Origin of the sequence: Trichocoleus sp. AS-A1 (assembly GCF_039962015.1) — a bacterium.
Taxonomy (GTDB): domain Bacteria; phylum Cyanobacteriota; class Cyanobacteriia; order Cyanobacteriales; family FACHB-T130; genus FACHB-T130.
Map to the genome: position 1 here is coordinate 1 of NZ_JAMPKG010000021.1, position 16,051 is coordinate 16,051.

A 16,051-nucleotide genomic window follows, 5' to 3' on the forward strand; every position below is an offset into this window, starting at 1 on the left:
AGGCATCAATCACTTTTTGGCGTAGGTCAAGCGAGTAGGCTTTCATGATCGGCGATTGTCTGGCAGGCTGGGCTACTCCCTTACTGTATGCCATCCAACTGAGAACCGCTATATCCGTTCGATGATGCGAGTGCATACAACAAAAAAGCGTCTGAGTAATCTCAGACGCTCTGTGTAAATTAAATTGAAAAGCTAAATCTAGCCTTGTAACGCTTCGGCACCGCCGACAACTTCCAGAATTTCCTGGGTGATTGCCGCCTGACGCGCTTTGTTGTACTTCAGAGTAAGAGAACCAATCAGCTCCTTAGCGTTGTCGCTGGCGTTGTTCATCGCCGTCATCCGTGCTGCTAGTTCGCTCGCTGCCGATTCTTGCAAAGCCCGCAGTAACTGGTTATTCAGATACAGCGGCAGGAGGGCATCGAGAATCTGTACTGGATCTTGCTCGAAGATCATGTCCCGTGGGAACTCTCGAACTTGGGTAGAGACTTTCTCCCGTGTTACCTCAAAACCACCACCGCGAGTTGTGAGGCGGAAGATTTCATCATCTCTTGCTTCTAGTCCTTGGGTTGTCAGCGGCAGCAAGGTTTGCACCACTGGGCGAGAGCTGATCAAGGAGACAAACTTGGTGTAGACCAATTCAATCCGGTCTACATTCTCTGACAAGAACAAGGAAAGCAGTTCGTCAGCGATTCTGGATGCTTCTGCTGCTGTAGGAATTTGCTCTAAGCCAGTATAAGTAGCGTCAATCGGCTGGTCGCGACGCTGGAAGTATTGGATAGCTTTGCGCCCTACCAGCACAAATTTATAGTCCCGACCTTCGGCTTGTAGTTCCTTGGCGCGGTTTTCAGCGCGACGGATGACGTTGGTGTTGTAGGCACCGCAGAGACCGCGATCGCCTGTAATCACCAAAATTCCTACAGACCGAACCTCCCGGTTTCTCAACAGAGGCAGATTTGCTTCTTCAAACCGCAGACGGTTTTGCAGACCGTAGAGAACCTGAGCGAGGCGGTCGGCAAAGGGGCGAGTGGCAGTCACCTGTTGTTGGGCGCGGCGCACTTTGGCGGCGGCAACTAGGCGCATTGCCTCGGTGATTTTTTTGGTGTTTTTGACCGACTGAATGCGATCGCGAATAAATTTTAGATTTGCCATAGTTTTGTCCGGTGTCAGTTGTCCTTTGCGAGTGGCTAATTACGAATAGCTAATTGCGAAGCGCTACTTTTTACAATTAGCTATTCGCGCTTAGCTATTCGCTTTGGACAAGTTACGCCATCGCCATGAAGGTCTTCTTCGCTTCACCGATCGCTTCCTTGAGGATGCCTTCTGCATCTTCCGTCAGCTGCTTCTCTTTGCGGAGGATTTCCATGTACTTCGGCTTGCTGGTTTTCAGGTACTCCCGCAGCGATCGCGCAAAAGGAGCCACCTTCTCTACAGGAATATCATCCAAATAGCCATTCAAACCTGCATACACAACTGCCACTTGCTCAGCCACTGATAGCGGCGAGTATTGCGGCTGCTTCAGAAGTTCCCGCAAGCGCTGACCCCGCGCCAACTGGTCTTGGGTTGCCTTATCCAAATCCGAGGCAAACTGAGCAAAAGCTTGCAGGTCGTCAAACTGAGCCAACTCCAGCTTTAGCTTACCAGCCACTTTTTTCATCGCCTTGGTTTGAGCCGCTGAACCCACCCGTGACACGGAAATACCAGGGTTCACTGCGGGACGCAAGCCAGAGTTGAATAGGTCGGAGGTCAAGAAAATCTGACCATCGGTAATCGAAATCACGTTGGTGGGAATGTAAGCGGAAACGTCCCCAGCTTGGGTTTCGATAATTGGCAGCGCGGTCATGCTGCCTTCACCCAGTTCTGTACTCAGCTTTGCCGCACGCTCCAGCAAACGGGAGTGGAGATAGAACACATCCCCAGGATAAGCTTCCCGTCCGGGCGGACGACGCAGCAGCAGGGACATCTGGCGATAAGCTTGGGCTTGCTTGGAGAGGTCATCATAGATGATCAGCGTCGCCTTGCCCTTGTACATGAAGTATTCTGCCAAGCTAGCGCCCGTGTAGGGAGCCAGATATTGCAGGGTTGCTGGGTCGTTAGCGTTTGCTGCTACCACAATGGTGTAGTCCATTGCGCCTCGTTCCTGAAGCACGTTCACCACTTGGGCGACGGTAGAAGCTTTTTGACCGATAGCGACGTAGACGCAAATCACGTCTTCTTCTTTCTGGTTGAGGATGGTGTCAACCGCGATCGAAGTTTTTCCGGTTTGTCTGTCACCAATGATTAGCTCCCGCTGACCCCGACCAATCGGAATCATCGCGTCAATAGCGGTAATGCCGGTTTGCATCGGTTCGTAAACCGAGCGCCGAGCAATAATTCCCGGTGCGCCTGATTCAATGAGGCGGGTTTCTGTGGTGTTAAGGTCTCCCTTTCCATCAATCGGACGAGCGAGAGCATCCACAACACGACCAATCAAGGCTTCGCCCACTGGCACCTGAGCAATCTTGCCGGTGGCGCTCACAGAGCTACCTTCCTGGATGTTGCGACCATCGCTCATTAGCACCACGCCCACGTTGTCTTCTTCTAAGTTCAGGGCGATGCCAACGCTACCGTCTTCAAATTCCACCAGTTCCCCGGACATAACCTTGTCTAGGCCATAAATCCGGGCAATCCCGTCACCTACTTGCAATACGGTACCCACGTTAGAAACACTAACGTCTCGGTCGTATTGTTCAATTTGCTGCCGAATAATGCTGCTAATTTCGTCAGGTCTGATGCTGATCATGGTTACTTGTTAAAGGAGGAAAGGGTTTGTGTTAAAGGTTGAAGGTTTTAAGAAGAATCCCTTCTCGAAGGGTAGCTTAAAGGTTGAAGCTCTCTATTTTGGCGGTGGTAGGTTGAACATTAGAAGTTAAGATTTGCAAATTTCACTTGCTTAACTTGCAAACATCTGAAAAGTTTCCACCGACAAACTGCTTACCTTTCCAACTCTCAACTTTCAACTTTAGGCGGCACTGTTCAGGCGTATGCCAATACGGCGCAGTTGTCCTCGCAAACTGGCATCCAATACCTGAGACCCCACTTTGATGATGACACCACCGATTAAATCTGGATCGAGTTTGGTATCGAGTTCTACTTGCTGGGCACCGCTAATCGCTTTTACTTTTTCACCGATGGCTTGCTGCTGAGACTCCGACAGTTCTACCGCTGAGATAACTTCTGCTAGAACAGTCTGATTCAGCTTCCGCAGAAGTGCCTGGAACTGTTTGCAAATTCCCTCTAGAAAGAGGATACGTCGCCTCTCTACCAGCAACATCAAAAAGTTGAGGATGTAGGGGTGAAGTCCATCGCCAGCAATTTGCTGCAATACCGCTTTTTTATTTTCAGCGCTTACAACTGGATTGCCCAGAAAATGCTGTAGATCCTCAGAACTTTCTAGGACTCCCAACAAAGATCGTACATCTTCGCCAAACCGCTCTGTCTGGTTCTGCGACTGAGCCAAGGACATTAATGCCTCTGCATACGGCTCTACGATTTCACCGCTAACCATACTACCTTTCATCAGCGACCTCCTACACTAGCGATGCTGCTGTCAATTAATTGTTGTTGAGCAGCATCATCCAATTGGCTTTTGAGTTGCGATTCAACGCGCTGCAACGCCATTGCAGAAACTTGCGCTCTGAGTTCAGCGATCGCTCGCTCCCTTTCAGTGTTCAAATCGGCAACAGCTGTTCTGTGCAAGCGCTCGACATCCATTGCTGCTTTCGCCAAAATGGCTTCTCTCGCTGCCTTCGCACTTTCTTCAGCATCTTTGCGGATTCGTTCTGCCTCCGCTTGAGCCTGAGTTAATTTCTGCTGGGCATCAGAGAGTGCAGCTGCTGCCTCTTTCTGGCGTTGCTCTGCTTCTCTAATCGCCGTTTCAATCCTTGCACGACGCTCGCTTAGGATATTTCCTAATAAGTTACGTCCAAAGTAAAACAGTACACCAATAAGAATTGCCAGGTTAATTAGATTGGCTTCAAAAATGTCCGGATTTAAACCGAAACCATGATGCCCCTCTGCCTCTGCTAATTCAGCGCCAGCTGAGTGAGCCACCTCGGCTAATAAGAAAAAAGTCCCCATGATACCCATCCCATTGAAGTATGAAGTTGGTCATTCGTCATCAGTCATTGGCTTTGGTCTAATGACTAATGACTAATGACTAATGACAGCTTTTCCTTCAAGCTCTCTATCTATTGACCAGCTGCTGTCCCAATATTTTTTCCAGAATTTGGCGACTCAGTTCGTCCACCTGGGTTTCTAGAGATTGCAAAGCTTCTTGCTTTTGCTGCCCAATCTCTATAGACGCCTGTTCTCGTTTTGCAACAGCTTCTTGCTGTGCCTCAGCTACTTGTTGAGCGCCTATTTTCTGGGCATCGGCTTGAGCATTTGCAATCAGCGCTTGAGACTGCCTGCGGGTATCCGCTAGCTGTTGCTCATATTGCTTTGCTAACTGCTCAGCTTTTGCCAAGCGTTCCCGCGCACCCATCTCATTCGATCTGATGTAATCGTCGCGCTCGTCTAGCACTTTAGTCAGTGGCTTATAGAAAACCACATTTAATACCGCTGCCAATAGCAGAAACTGCACTGCCATCAAGGGCAAGGTAGCGTCGAAATCAAACATTTCTTCCCTCTTTATGCTTGAACAGCAGTTTTAATGGCAAGCAAAATTATCTCACTTGTCATATTCTCTATACCCTCTAGGCAAGGGGTTCAACTTACATCAACAGGACTGGAAACTAAAAACTTTGTTTTAGTAGAGACGTGCTTTACCACGTCTCTACTAAGAACAAAAAATGTTAAGCGAAGGGGTTAGCAAACAACAGCACTAGGGCAATCACCAGACCATAAATGGTAAGGGATTCCATGAAAGCCAGGGTTAACAGCAATGTGCCGCGAATTTTACCTTCTGCTTCTGGCTGACGAGCAATACCTTCGACTGCTTGACCAGCAGCATTTCCTTGACCGATACCAGGGCCAATTGCAGCTAAACCAATTGCGAGAGCAGCAGCCAGAACTGAAGCAGCAGAAACCAATGGATCCATGATTATTTCCTTACCTTGAAGTACAGAACAAACAACAGAGAGTTTCGAGTAGAGACACGGCACTGCCGTGCCCTTACAAGTGTTGAGTTTTGAGTCAAGATTTTTAATCTTAAATCTCAAATCTCAAATTCTATCAACTGAGGGCATCCCGAATGCGATATGGAAAAGGAGGGATGATTTTATTCATCTTATATCCTTCTTCCTACCCTAAAAAAGGTTAATGCTCCTCATGCCCTTCATCACCATGCCCCTCCATCGCTTCATGAATGTATGCAGCTGCTAAGGTGGCAAACACTAAAGCTTGAATGGCACTGGTAAATAGCCCCAACGCCATAACTGGCAGAGGAATAAACAGGGGAACCAGTAGCACTAATACTGCTACTACCAGTTCATCCGCCAGAATGTTGCCAAATAAACGGAAGCTGAGGGAAAGGGGCTTTGTGAAATCTTCTAAAATGGCAATGGGTAATAGGATCGGTGTCGGCTCAATATACTTTTTAAAGTACCCTAAACCCCGCTTGCTAAAACCTGCGTAAAAATACGCTAAAGAAGTTAGCAATGCCAGTGCCACTGTGGTATTGATGTCATTAGTGGGAGCTGCTAGTTCTCCTTCTGGAAGGTGAATTAGCTTCCAGGGAACTAATGCGCCAGACCAGTTTGAGACAAAGATAAACAGAAACAGCGTGCCAATAAATGGCACCCACGGACGGTATTCTTTCTCGCCAAGCTGGTTTCTAGCCAGATCTCGAATGAATTCTAGAGCATATTCCATGAAGTTTTGGATACCTTTAGGAATTCTCTGAATATTCCGAGTTGCAGCTAACGAGGCAAGCAGAAGAATACCAATAACAACCCAGGAAGTTAGAAAAACTTGCCCGTGAATCTTAAGATTTCCCACTTGCCAATAAAGGTGATGACCAACTTCTAGTTTGGCGAGAGGGAATGAATTAAAGGCGGAAAGAATACTTAGCATTTCCATTCAATGAGGGTTCTCCAGGGATTAAAGAGTGGAGAATTCTAACACTGTCCAACCTATCGAGCGTCCGGGGGAAACAAAGTCCGAAGCATATAGACGATGAGGGAGGCTTTATAAGTCAGAAATCCCAAAAAAACGGGCAGAATCTGTAGCTTATTCACTTGGGTTGCGATTATAATCAACCCAATAAACAGAGCAAACCGAGTCTTACTCAGACGCTGTTTCTCTGCGCCAAGTCGCTCAACGTCTTTAGCCAACATCCTCAAGTAAACCACACATGTGCACGCCCCTATCAAGTAATTCAGGGCAATGTTGAGAGAGTAAAAAATCCAGACGGAGATAAAAATAATCCCGCTCAAAGCAAGTGTAGTCAGCAACAACTCTTGTTGAAGTTGGTAGTACTCTTGCATGGAGCCATCTGGTTCTGATACAGGCGAACCAGTTTGTGGTAACTCCTCGGTGGTCGGCGTGGTTGTTTGAGATTCGTTTGACAAGTTCACAACTGATGTGTTTCAGCTTGTGCTATTTGGTCTGACTACTACAGGTCAGAACCAAACATTTTGAATATACCATGCAGAGGTAACATTACTTAAAAAAGAATTAAGTCGATGTCAGCAAATTAAAAGGTTCTCTCTGGTAGCGATCGCATTCATGCTCATGAGTTCTCATCCAAGAAGCATTTTTCGCATTCATGCTCATGGGTTCTTATTTAAAAAGCATTTTAGGCATCAGCGTGAGTATCGCCCCGCCCCTTGTTGTAGCAGCTTGCGGCGATTTTCCCTAGCTTTTTACTCAGCTTCCCCAATCAACGTGTATGCAGCCCAAGCGTTAGGTTGGTTGGGATATTGTTTCATCGTCGTCAGCATGGCATTTCGCAAAGCTTGCGCTTTATCGGAGTTTTGTTGCAGATTTTGATAAAATTCGGTCATCAACAAGGCAGAAGGATTATCGGGTATCGCCCACAAAGTGACGATGACACTGGGGACACCCGCAGTAATTAAAGAGCGAGACAATCCAATCACGCCATCGCCGGTTAGTTTACCTCGCCCAGTGTCGCAAGCACTCAAGACAACTAACTCGGCATTGAGCTTGAGATTGAGGATTTCGCTGGCGGTGAGCAACCCGTCCTCTTGACCAGAAGGAGCCAGCGCTATCGCTCCCGGTACTCCGCTACGCTGAAAATCATCCAGCAAGCCGTGAGTCGCCAGATGAATCATCTTGGCTATGGGTAGCTTCTGAACAACTGCGGCTTCAGTGGCTTGTTTCCCAGTGAGGGCTTCTGTGTTTAGGAGACGAGCAATCTCCATCGCTTCTTTCTCGGCACCTGGTAGGGGCGAAAGCGGTTGAGGCTTTTCCCCAATTTTGGGGGCAAGGCTGGGCATCGTGGGATTGCCAACCACTAGGACATCCTTAACTGATACTGGAAGCCGTTGTCGTTGCTGACGGGTTAATGCCAGTACCTGAATTGAGGGAGCCGTGAGGATAGTGTGTTGTTCGATGAGGTATTTATTGCTGGTATCTTGGAGGGCAGCAAAGGGAACCAAGAACAGGGATTCTTGAGGAATAAAGATAACGCGGGCATTGAGGTCAGCAGGCAGGAAGTCGGCAATGGGTTTAATTAGTAGTTGATGGAGTTGCTGTAATCGATTAGTTTGGCTAGTTTCATCCAATCTAGTGATGATGCTCAAGCCGCGACCTCTGACACCCATCGATTCGCGGCTGTTGATAACAAGTTTTTCAAGGCTTGTATTTTGCTGCTGCCACAGGGGTTTAAGGTCAACACGACGAAAAGCTACTTTGCCTGAGGGTGGGATTACCCAAATATAGAGTTCTGATTCGCGAGCTTCTTTTTTACCTTGAATCTTGAAGTCGTCATAAATAATCGAATATTCAACCAGGGTGGCATTTTGTTGTTTGGCGATTTGTTGAATTTGCTGGGTGTTGGGTGGATTGGTAGAGATATTCGCCTGAGTAGAGGAAGGGGATGAGAAGCGTGTCGCCAGTAGTTCCACAAATGCCCTGGCACGACCGCTTTCCGCAACTTCTAGAGCCTCTGTGGGTTGATTTTGGGCAATCAGGACTTGTTGCAGCAGACGATAGGTGCGAGCTTGCTGCTCAAAAATTGACACTTTGTAGGCATCATTGCCACCCAATCGTTCCCGTAGAGATTTGTATACCTCAATTCCAGCGCGGAGGGTTTTTTCGGCTTGAGAGAGATTGCCAGATTCCTGAAAAGCCAGTCCCAGATTGGCTAGAGATTGCCCCTCACCCAAACGATCTTTAATTTCCCGTGCAATGGCTAAACGCTGCTGGTGGTAATCAATCGCCTTGGCGTATTCTCCTAGGTTTTGGTAGGCAATTCCCAGATTGTCTAGGGATTGCCCCTCGCCTTGGCGGTCTTTGATTTCTCGTGCGATGGCTAAATGCTGCTGGTGGTAATCAATTGCCTTGGCGTATTCTCCTAAAGAATTGTAAGCCAGTCCCAAATTACCCAGCGCACTTCCCTCCCCCAAACGGTGTTTAATTTCCCGCGCAATAGCTAAATGCTGCTGGTAATAGTCAATCGCTTTGGCGTAATCTCCTAGGGAAGAGTAAGCATTTCCTAGACTGCCTAGAGATGCCCCCTCCCCCAAACGGTTTTTAATTTCCCGTGCGATGGCTAAATGCTGCTGCTGGTAATCAATCGCTTTGGCGTAATCTCCCAGATAAAAGTAAGCATTTCCCAAATTGGCTAAGGATGCCCCCTCCCCCAAACGGTCTTTGATTTCCCGCTTAATTGCCAAACTCTGCTGGTAGTAATCAATCGCCTTGGCGTAATCTCCTAGATTTTTGTAGGTAACTCCCAGATTGCCCAGCGCACCTCCCTCCCCCAAACGGTCTTTAATTTCTCGCGTGATGGCTAAATACTGCTGGTGGTACTCAATCGCCTTAGCGTAATCTCCCAAAGAATCGTAAGCATTTCCCAAATTGCCTAGGGATTTCCCCTCCCCCAAACGGTCTTTGATTTCCCGCATGATCGCTAAACTCTGCTGGTGGTAATCAATCGCTTTGGCGTAATCTCCTAGGTAACGGTAAGCATTTCCCAAATTGCCTAGGGATTGTCCCTCCCCCAAACGGTTTTTAATTTCCCGATAGAGACTGAGTGCTTGTTGCCAAGACTGTAATGCCGCCTCAAATTGACTGGTCTGAGCCTGCTGAATACCTTGCACAAGTAGTTGGTCTGCTTCGGCTTTCCGAGCATCTGGGGTTTGCGCTAACGCCTGTGTTGTGGGAAATAGCGCTGGAAAATTAGGCGGGAACGGCGTTGCAGCAGATGTCAAAAGAGCGATCGCGCTGAGGAGTCTGATTTGGAGACGCACAGTTATTCTGGAGGAAGGTGCAAGGATGCGATCGCTGTTTTAACCTACGGCAATTAGGCGCGTCTAGTTATCGGTTGATGCGAGAGTATCGTCATCAGAATCAAGAATGCGATCGCAGCAGCAACAGACGCTATCTGATTGTTTTCGGGTTATTCAGCTTCCCCAATCAACGTGTATGCAGCCCAAGCGCTGGGTTGGGCGGGATATTGTTTCATCGTCGTCAGCATCGCGCTTCGCAAAGCTTGCGCTTTATTCGGGTTTTGTTGCAAATTTCGATAAAATTCACTCATCAACAAGGCAGAAGAATTATCCGGGATTGCCCACAAAGTGACGATAACACTGGGAACACCGGCAGTAATTAAAGAGTGAGACAGTCCAATCACACCATGACCGGTGAGTATACCTTGCCCAGTGTCGCAAGCACTCAAGACAACTAACTCGGCATTGAGCTTGAGATTCAGGATTTCGCTGGCAGTAAGTAACCCATCATCTTTACCCGAAGGAGCCAGGGCGATCGCACCCGGTACACCCAACCCTTGAAAATCATCCAACAACCCGTGAGTTGCTAGATGAATCATTTTTGCTTTAGACATTTGCTGGACAACCGCAGATTCATTGGCAGAGTTGCCAATGAGAGCTTTGGTATTAAGTAGAGTAGCGATAGCTAAAGCTTCGCGTTCCGCACCTGGGAGGCTTGACAATTTTTGAGGTGATTCTCCCCGCTTAAGAGAAACACTGGGCATATTGGGATTGCCAACGACTAGCACATTCGGGTTTTGTCGAGAGGCTAAATTTCGCGTCTCTACACGTTGTTTTTGCTGCCGAGTTAAATCCAGTACCTGAATCGAGGGTGCAGTCAGGATGGTGTGTTGTTCAATTAAGTATTTGCCAAAACTGTCTTGCAGAGCGGCAAAGGGAACCAAAAATAAAGATGTTTGAGGAATAAAAACGACACGGGCATTTGCCTCTTTTGGCAACAGATCGGTAATTGGTTGAATTAGTAGCTGATGAAGTTGTTGTAATTGTTTGGCTTGGCTTGTTTCATCTACTTTGCTAACAACACTCAACCCGCGACCTCTGACACCAATTGATTCTCGACTATTGACAACAAGCTTTGCCAGGTCTGTATTCTGTTGCTGCCACAGAGGTTTAAGGTTAGAGGAGCGAAAACTCACTTCACCTGTGGGCTTGACGACCCAAATATAGAGTTCTGATTCTTCGATTTGTTCTCGATTTTTTTTTCTAAACTATCGACGATAATTGAATACTCAACCAGTGTGGCATTTTGTTCTTTGGCGATTTGTTGAATTTTCTGAATGTTGGGTGGAGTAATGGTTGTTAGAGCATTGGGTGAAGCAACGCGCGTCATCAATAACTCCACAAATGCCCGCGCTCGACCCCGTTCGGCAATTTCCAACGCTTCATTTATCTTATTTTGGGCGATGAGGACTTGTTGCAGCAGACGGTAAGTTTTGGCTTGCTGTTCAAAAACTGACACTTTGTAAGTATCGTTATTCCCCAATTTTTGCCGAAGCGATTCCCAAATTTGAATTCCTGCGCCTAGGGTTTTTTCGGCTTCTGCAAGCTTGCCCGATCGGCGAAGCGCCACTCCCAAATTGTTTAGCGCCGTTCCTTCGCCTTCGATGTCGCCAATTTGCTGCGCGATCGCGATCCGCTGCTGCTGATAATCAATTGCCTTGGCATAGTCGCCCAAGGAAGTGTAAGCATTGCCTAAATTTCCTAGTGCTGTTGCTTCCCCTAAGCGATCGCCAATTTCCCGCGCGATCGCGATTCGCTGTTGCAGATACTCAATTGCTTTGGGATAATCCCTCAAATCCATGTAAGCAACGCCTAGATTCCCCAGAACTTGCCCCTCTGCGTGACGCTCACCTAACTCTCGCGCCAGCGGTAAACGCTGTTGATAGTAATTAATAGCTCGTGAATAGTCGCCTAGAGAATCGTAAGCGATGCCCAAATTATTCAGAGATGCACCTTCCCCAGAGCGATCGCCAAGTTCTCGCGCGATCGCTAAACTCTGTTGATGGAAATCAATCGCTTTGACATAATTTCCTAAAGAATAGAAGACAATCCCTATATTTCCCAGAGCGCCTTGTTCTCCAGAGCGATCGCGAATTTCTCGCGCGATCGTTAAACGTTGCTCAAAGTAATCAATTGCTTTGGCATAATCGCCCAAATGATGATGAACAATGCCCAAATTATTTAGAACGTATGACTCTCCCTTGCGATTGCCGAGGGAACGATCCACAGCTAAACTTTGTTGATAGAACTCAATCGCTCGTGTATAGTCACCCAACGATCGATAAGCTTCTCCCAAATTGTTAAGAACCGCCCCCTCTCCCTTCTTATCGGCGATTTCTCGGTAAATCTTCAATGCTTCTTGTCCAGACTGTAAGGAAGCTCTAAATTGACCCTTCTTTTGCTGCTCAATCCCTTGCTCTAGCAACCGATCGGCTTCGGCTTCTCGCTCAGCGGGGGTTTGAGCCAACGCCTGAGAATTTTGGATAGCGCTAGAAGATTTTAGATTTTGGATGAATTGCCAATCTACCGTTGGAAATCCCAAATCGACACTCAGAATAGTAGCCAGGAAGGTGATGAAGGCGCGGAGTCCGATTTGAGAGCGCATAGCGGTTTTTCGAGAAGTGTGCAGCGGCATCTACTGTCTTAGCCCACACGGAAAAGGCGCGTCTATAGCACTTCTCTTGGACTCCTAAAAAACGAACCGCACAGAACACTCCAGAAACAGAAGTGTCAAGGAGCGATCACCTCGCCATCGGTTTGTGACGCCAGAAGAATCATTAAATGGGTACAGTGGCGATCTGGGTATAGTAGCGATCACTTCGTTTGCTAGTTTTATCTGGCTGAGTTTTAATCTCAGGTGATACGTCGGCAGCTAGAGGTTACAAAAAGCAAACTTGCTTAACTTGAATACTAGGAGACGACACGTAGTTAAGGAAGTATTGGTCAAATGAAATTTAAAACCCAGTGGCTGATTGGCATCCTGGGATTAACTGCCCTCATCAGTTCGCCAGCCGTAGCTCAAAACACACCGTTACAAGACTTTTTCAATGGTCTCCCCCCATATACAGGGGACGACGTTATTGAACCCCGCAACCCGACTGGAAATCGGGAAACCTCTAACGATGATAGCGAGGTTCGGGAATCAACTCAGAATGCGACACCGGCAACCAATCGCAACTTAACAGAACCAGAAAACAACAATCCTAATCAGTCGGAAAGCCAGTTACAAAGAGATGCAAGACCCACGAACCAGCCCTACCAACCAGGTTCACTAAGGTAGTCATGCAAGTTATAATAACGCCCTCATCTTTTATTTACTCTAGGTAAGGGTTGAGGGCTTATATTTTTATAATTGCATTTTTTACACAACTGATTCCCCTAACTTTCTCTTAATCAAGGAAGTTAGGGGAATTGTTTGTTGCACAGAGGTTTAGATTCACGACTTTTCTAAGCAGCCGCGAATTTCGTCTTTCCAAATTATTTACAACTTCTATGTTTCCTATTGTTTTAGAGGTAATCATCTCCATTAGCAATGCCAGCAAAACTTGTTCTTGACGATATCAAAATATTCTTTGATGCTGAAAAAATACTTAAAGGAGTACAATCACGTCTTTCCCGTTGCCGGTTCTATCTGAACTAATTTTTTTGTTCAAGTTTTACAGAAGTCACTAAAGGATATAAACTGGAAACTTCGATTAATTTTGGTGGTTATATAGACTACAGGTAACTGTAGTTGAGGAGGTATTGGTTAAATGAAACCTCAAACTCAAGGGTTAATCTGCATCATTGGATTAAGTGCCTTTATCAGTTCACCAGCCGTGGCTCAAACCTATCGGCTTGAAAAATTCTTCAATGGCACTCCCCCCTACGATGGTGACAGCCTTAACAGTGCCCGAAATCCTATAGGAGATATGGAAGCCTTTATCTATCAGGAGGCTAAACCGATTATTACGATTGAGTTTGAAGCAGGAGATGAAGCGCCTTCTGAAACACCTGCTGAGACTCCAGAAGAACCACAAAATCAAATCCCTGCTGATGAGACTCCTGCGGAAGTCCCAGAACCAACGCCTGCTGAGATTCCAGAAGAGCCCCAAAATCAAATCCCTGCTGAGACTCCTGCGGAAGTCCCAGAACCAACGCCTGCTGAGACTCCGGAAGAACCACAAAATCAAATCCCTGCTGAGACTCCTGCGGAAATCCCAGAACCAACGCCTGCTGAGAGTCCAGACGACAACAACGAAGAGCCAAAACGAGAGATCATTTGGGAAGCAGAACCAAGGAACCCGCAGCCAAACCAGGGTAACTAATGTAAGGCAAGCTGAATTGATATATGGGTAGTCCTAAAGATGTAAGGATAGAGAAGACGAAGTGACCCCAATTGATTTATGCCGGTTTCTCTACTTGCCTGTCCTGCTTGTGACTCAACGCATACTGTCAAAAATGGCAAAATCCATAATGGCAAACAAAACTACAAGTGCCGCGATTGTGGTAGACAATTTGTCCAAGACCCACAAAACAAAGTCATTGATCAAATCACCAAAACTCTGATCGACAAACTGCTGTTGGAGAAGATTCCGTTAGCTGGCATTGCCAGAGTAGCAGGTGTTTCAGAACCTTGGCTCCAAAGCTATGTCAATGAGAAATATCGGAACGTGCCCCGTCAAGTGAAGGTACAGGCTAAAAAAAGGGGGGCTTAACCATCCAATGTGATGAGATGTGGTCGTTTGTGGGTAACAAAGGCAACAAGCAGTGGATTTGGTTGGCATTAGATGTCGAAACCAGGGAAATTGTTGGGGTGTGCGTGGGAGACCGGAGTCAAAATAGCGCACAGGGATTGTGGGATGCCCTGCCAGCAGTTTATCGCCAGTGCGCTGTTGCTTATACCGATTTTTGGTCTGCTTATGAGGATATCTTCCCCAGTAAACGGCATCAAAGTGTGGGTAAGGAAAGTGGCAAAACTAGCTTAATTGAACGGTTTAACTGTACCTTGCGTCAGCGAGTGTCACGTTTGGTGAGGAAGACGTTATCGTTTTCCAAGAAATTGGAGAACCATATTGGGGCAATTTGGTACTTTGTCCACCATTACAATGCATCCTTACATCTTTAGGACTACCGATATATGAAATATTGGTAATGGGAATAGGTGATAGGGAATAAATCGTCACGAATTTCCTATTACCCATTAACAATTACCGATTTGTTAACTCGATGCCAGCATAATTAGCTGTTGTTTCAAGAGCGATCGCACAAGATCCAACTCCAACGAAACACTCGCCAAAATTTCTTTTATGCTTCGACGTTTTTCTGAGTTAACATCACACGCTTGCAAAAATTCAAACTCTCCCTCTGACAAATTGACAATCTGATAATCGTAGTTAAACAGACAGCGGCTAGGCCATCCATCCATGCACGGGTTTCGGGCTGGAATGGCTGCCAGCAGTGCCTCATCCGATGACCAGTCTACTTTAGATAGGGGAGGACGTGCTAGGAAAAATTCGTAGTGAGTGACCGCTTCTGGGTATAATAATTCGATTAAACGATAACGTTCGCGATCGCTCAAGTTTTTTGCCCGTTCAAGCAAGTCTGGATTTTTCCCCAAAAGTCGCTCTAATTCCCAGTTTTTGGGATTAGAAAAACCAACGAAATCCAAACCCGAAGCATCAATTAGTTCAAAAAGGGTTTCGATGTTGTAGTCGATTTCCTGGGGATGAACGTACATATCGGCAAAGCACTCATCCCGCTGATTTTCTAAAGACCAGCGCTCTTTTTCTCGCTTGACAAGTCGATTATTTTCTGGCAAAGCCGCAAATATCTGACGTCCCACCTGAACGCCATCGCGGTAGTCGCCTCGCCGTTCACCTTGAAGGAGCGCGATCGCTTTTTGCATCAACTGGATTTCCCAGCGCCCCAGCTCAGCATAAACGAAAATATGCATCAAGCCTCCCGGAGCTAACTTTGCCGCCAGGGATTGAATTCCCCGAATCGGATCGGGCAAATGATGCAAAACCCCAACACAGTTGATTAAATCAAACTCACCCGGTAGTTCCTGCGCGTCATACAAGCTCTTGTGATGAAACTCGACGCGATTTGCCCCGGAACGGCGACAACGCTCTCGTGCCACCTCCAAAGCGCCCGAACTCAAATCAATTCCCACCACTTGAGCCGCCGGATTGAGGTGAACCAGGTACTCTGTCCCTACACCCGTGCCACATCCAGCATCTAAAATGCGGACATCTTGCTTTTGGGGCGTTTGACTGGTGCAAAAGTGATAGGCGGCTAGCCAATTCCAGCGCCAGTTATAGCCGGGAGGCGGACTATCCAGCAGAGGTTCTGGTGGAAAAGGGTAAGTATCGTAGAGTCGTTGGACGGCGGAACTAATATCCTGCCTAGTTTCCATATCACATTAAAGGGTAAAGTTAGAGATGTCCGAGCAGGTCATCTGTAGGTAGACGGCTGCTTAAGTAACAAAACTTATCGCTCTTCTCAGGGAATCTGCCGCCATTTAGTATTATGACCTTGTGAACACCTAGATAGGGTTCTACACACTTTTTAACAAACCAGTCTGAGAAGCCCGAAAAGTTTTAATCTAAAAACTGAGC

Annotated in this window: 15 protein-coding genes; 3 read left to right on the forward strand and 12 right to left on the reverse strand. The window is 47.0% G+C overall.

The genetic code is table 11. From position 1 onward, the window contains the following. Positions 1 to 198: 198 nt before the first annotated feature. The 11 genes from NC994_RS16760 to NC994_RS16810 form a co-directional block, all read right to left on the reverse strand. Entirely contained in the window at positions 199 to 1,149 is a 951-nt protein-coding gene (locus NC994_RS16760; RefSeq protein WP_190411207.1) for a F0F1 ATP synthase subunit gamma, read from the reverse strand. 112 nt (positions 1,150 to 1,261) lie between these two features. Then, on the reverse strand, positions 1,262 to 2,779 hold the full coding sequence (gene atpA / locus NC994_RS16765) for a F0F1 ATP synthase subunit alpha (RefSeq protein ID WP_190426132.1): 1,518 nt from the start codon (positions 2,777 to 2,779) through the stop codon (positions 1,262 to 1,264). Positions 2,780 to 2,998: 219 nt separating this feature from the next. After that, positions 2,999 to 3,556 carry an ATP synthase F1 subunit delta gene (atpH, locus tag NC994_RS16770; protein ID WP_190411205.1) on the reverse strand — a complete coding sequence of 186 codons (558 nt, stop codon included), beginning with the start codon at positions 3,554 to 3,556 and terminating at the stop codon, positions 2,999 to 3,001. After that, positions 3,556 to 4,125 (reverse strand): F0F1 ATP synthase subunit B, encoded by a 570-nt coding sequence (locus tag NC994_RS16775; protein WP_190411204.1) that lies wholly within the window; start codon positions 4,123 to 4,125, stop codon positions 3,556 to 3,558. The genes atpH and NC994_RS16775 overlap by 1 nt, the downstream gene beginning before the upstream one ends. A 97-nt stretch (positions 4,126 to 4,222) precedes the next feature. Next, complete coding sequence (locus NC994_RS16780) at positions 4,223 to 4,657, reverse strand: F0F1 ATP synthase subunit B' (RefSeq protein WP_190411203.1); 435 nt, start codon at positions 4,655 to 4,657, stop codon at positions 4,223 to 4,225. Between the two features lie 175 nt (positions 4,658 to 4,832). Beyond that, the gene (gene atpE / locus NC994_RS16785) at positions 4,833 to 5,078 is read right to left on the reverse strand and encodes an ATP synthase F0 subunit C (protein ID WP_015112744.1); all 246 of its coding nucleotides are present in this window, start codon (positions 5,076 to 5,078) and stop codon (positions 4,833 to 4,835) included. A 217-nt stretch (positions 5,079 to 5,295) separates the two neighbouring features. Then, positions 5,296 to 6,057 (reverse strand): F0F1 ATP synthase subunit A, encoded by a 762-nt coding sequence (gene atpB / locus NC994_RS16790; RefSeq protein ID WP_190411202.1) that lies wholly within the window; start codon positions 6,055 to 6,057, stop codon positions 5,296 to 5,298. A 53-nt stretch (positions 6,058 to 6,110) separates the two neighbouring features. After that, a complete protein-coding gene (locus NC994_RS16795) occupies positions 6,111 to 6,554 on the reverse strand; it encodes an ATP synthase subunit I (protein WP_190411201.1) in 444 nt (147 codons plus the stop codon). 288 nt (positions 6,555 to 6,842) lie between these two features. Continuing rightward, positions 6,843 to 9,413 (reverse strand): tetratricopeptide repeat protein, encoded by a 2,571-nt coding sequence (locus NC994_RS16800; RefSeq protein ID WP_190435398.1) that lies wholly within the window; start codon positions 9,411 to 9,413, stop codon positions 6,843 to 6,845. Positions 9,414 to 9,562: 149 nt separating this feature from the next. Beyond that, positions 9,563 to 10,588, reverse strand: coding sequence for a CHAT domain-containing protein (locus NC994_RS16805; RefSeq protein ID WP_347276553.1), 1,026 nt, complete (start codon positions 10,586 to 10,588; stop codon positions 9,563 to 9,565). Further along, positions 10,585 to 12,057: a tetratricopeptide repeat protein gene (locus NC994_RS16810; protein ID WP_347276552.1), complete on the reverse strand. Its 1,473-nt coding sequence runs from the start codon at positions 12,055 to 12,057 to the stop codon at positions 10,585 to 10,587. The genes NC994_RS16805 and NC994_RS16810 overlap by 4 nt, the downstream gene beginning before the upstream one ends. A gap of 342 nt (positions 12,058 to 12,399) precedes the next feature. Here NC994_RS16810 and NC994_RS16815 point away from each other — a divergent pair, with 342 nt between their 5' ends. The 3 genes from NC994_RS16815 to NC994_RS16825 all read left to right on the forward strand — a co-directional run bounded on the left by NC994_RS16815 (position 12,400) and on the right by NC994_RS16825 (position 14,559). Further along, entirely contained in the window at positions 12,400 to 12,732 is a 333-nt protein-coding gene (locus NC994_RS16815) for a hypothetical protein (protein ID WP_190435401.1), read from the forward strand. 472 nt (positions 12,733 to 13,204) lie between these two features. Next, positions 13,205 to 13,759 (forward strand): hypothetical protein, encoded by a 555-nt coding sequence (locus NC994_RS16820; RefSeq protein ID WP_190435405.1) that lies wholly within the window; start codon positions 13,205 to 13,207, stop codon positions 13,757 to 13,759. Between the two features lie 78 nt (positions 13,760 to 13,837). Beyond that, positions 13,838 to 14,559 (forward strand): IS1 family transposase gene (locus NC994_RS16825; RefSeq protein ID WP_190435410.1). Its coding sequence is split into 2 segments (ribosomal slippage): positions 13,838 to 14,144 and positions 14,144 to 14,559, totalling 723 coding nucleotides; the frame shifts between segments, so codons are not numbered across the junction. Between the two features lie 93 nt (positions 14,560 to 14,652). Here the strand turns inward: NC994_RS16825 and NC994_RS16830 are convergent. Beyond that, the gene (locus NC994_RS16830; RefSeq protein WP_190435413.1) at positions 14,653 to 15,849 is read right to left on the reverse strand and encodes a class I SAM-dependent methyltransferase; all 1,197 of its coding nucleotides are present in this window, start codon (positions 15,847 to 15,849) and stop codon (positions 14,653 to 14,655) included. Positions 15,850 to 16,051 lie beyond the last annotated feature (202 nt).

What these genes read in the sequence shown, in the direction of transcription:
- NC994_RS16760 (WP_190411207.1), bottom strand. Translation starts at nt 1,149, where the DNA reads ATGGCAAATCTAAAATTTATTCGCGATCGCATTCAGTCGGTCAAAAAC.
- atpA (WP_190426132.1), bottom strand. Translation starts at nt 2,779, where the DNA reads ATGATCAGCATCAGACCTGACGAAATTAGCAGCATTATTCGGCAGCAA.
- atpH (WP_190411205.1), bottom strand. Translation starts at nt 3,556, where the DNA reads ATGAAAGGTAGTATGGTTAGCGGTGAAATCGTAGAGCCGTATGCAGAG.
- NC994_RS16775 (WP_190411204.1), bottom strand. Translation starts at nt 4,125, where the DNA reads ATGGGTATCATGGGGACTTTTTTCTTATTAGCCGAGGTGGCTCACTCA.
- NC994_RS16780 (WP_190411203.1), bottom strand. Translation starts at nt 4,657, where the DNA reads ATGTTTGATTTCGACGCTACCTTGCCCTTGATGGCAGTGCAGTTTCTG.
- atpE (WP_015112744.1), bottom strand. Translation starts at nt 5,078, where the DNA reads ATGGATCCATTGGTTTCTGCTGCTTCAGTTCTGGCTGCTGCTCTCGCA.
- atpB (WP_190411202.1), bottom strand. Translation starts at nt 6,057, where the DNA reads ATGGAAATGCTAAGTATTCTTTCCGCCTTTAATTCATTCCCTCTCGCC.
- NC994_RS16810 (WP_347276552.1), bottom strand. Translation starts at nt 12,057, where the DNA reads ATGCGCTCTCAAATCGGACTCCGCGCCTTCATCACCTTCCTGGCTACT.
- NC994_RS16815 (WP_190435401.1), top strand. Translation starts at nt 12,400, where the DNA reads ATGAAATTTAAAACCCAGTGGCTGATTGGCATCCTGGGATTAACTGCC.
- NC994_RS16820 (WP_190435405.1), top strand. Translation starts at nt 13,205, where the DNA reads ATGAAACCTCAAACTCAAGGGTTAATCTGCATCATTGGATTAAGTGCC.
- NC994_RS16830 (WP_190435413.1), bottom strand. Translation starts at nt 15,849, where the DNA reads ATGGAAACTAGGCAGGATATTAGTTCCGCCGTCCAACGACTCTACGAT.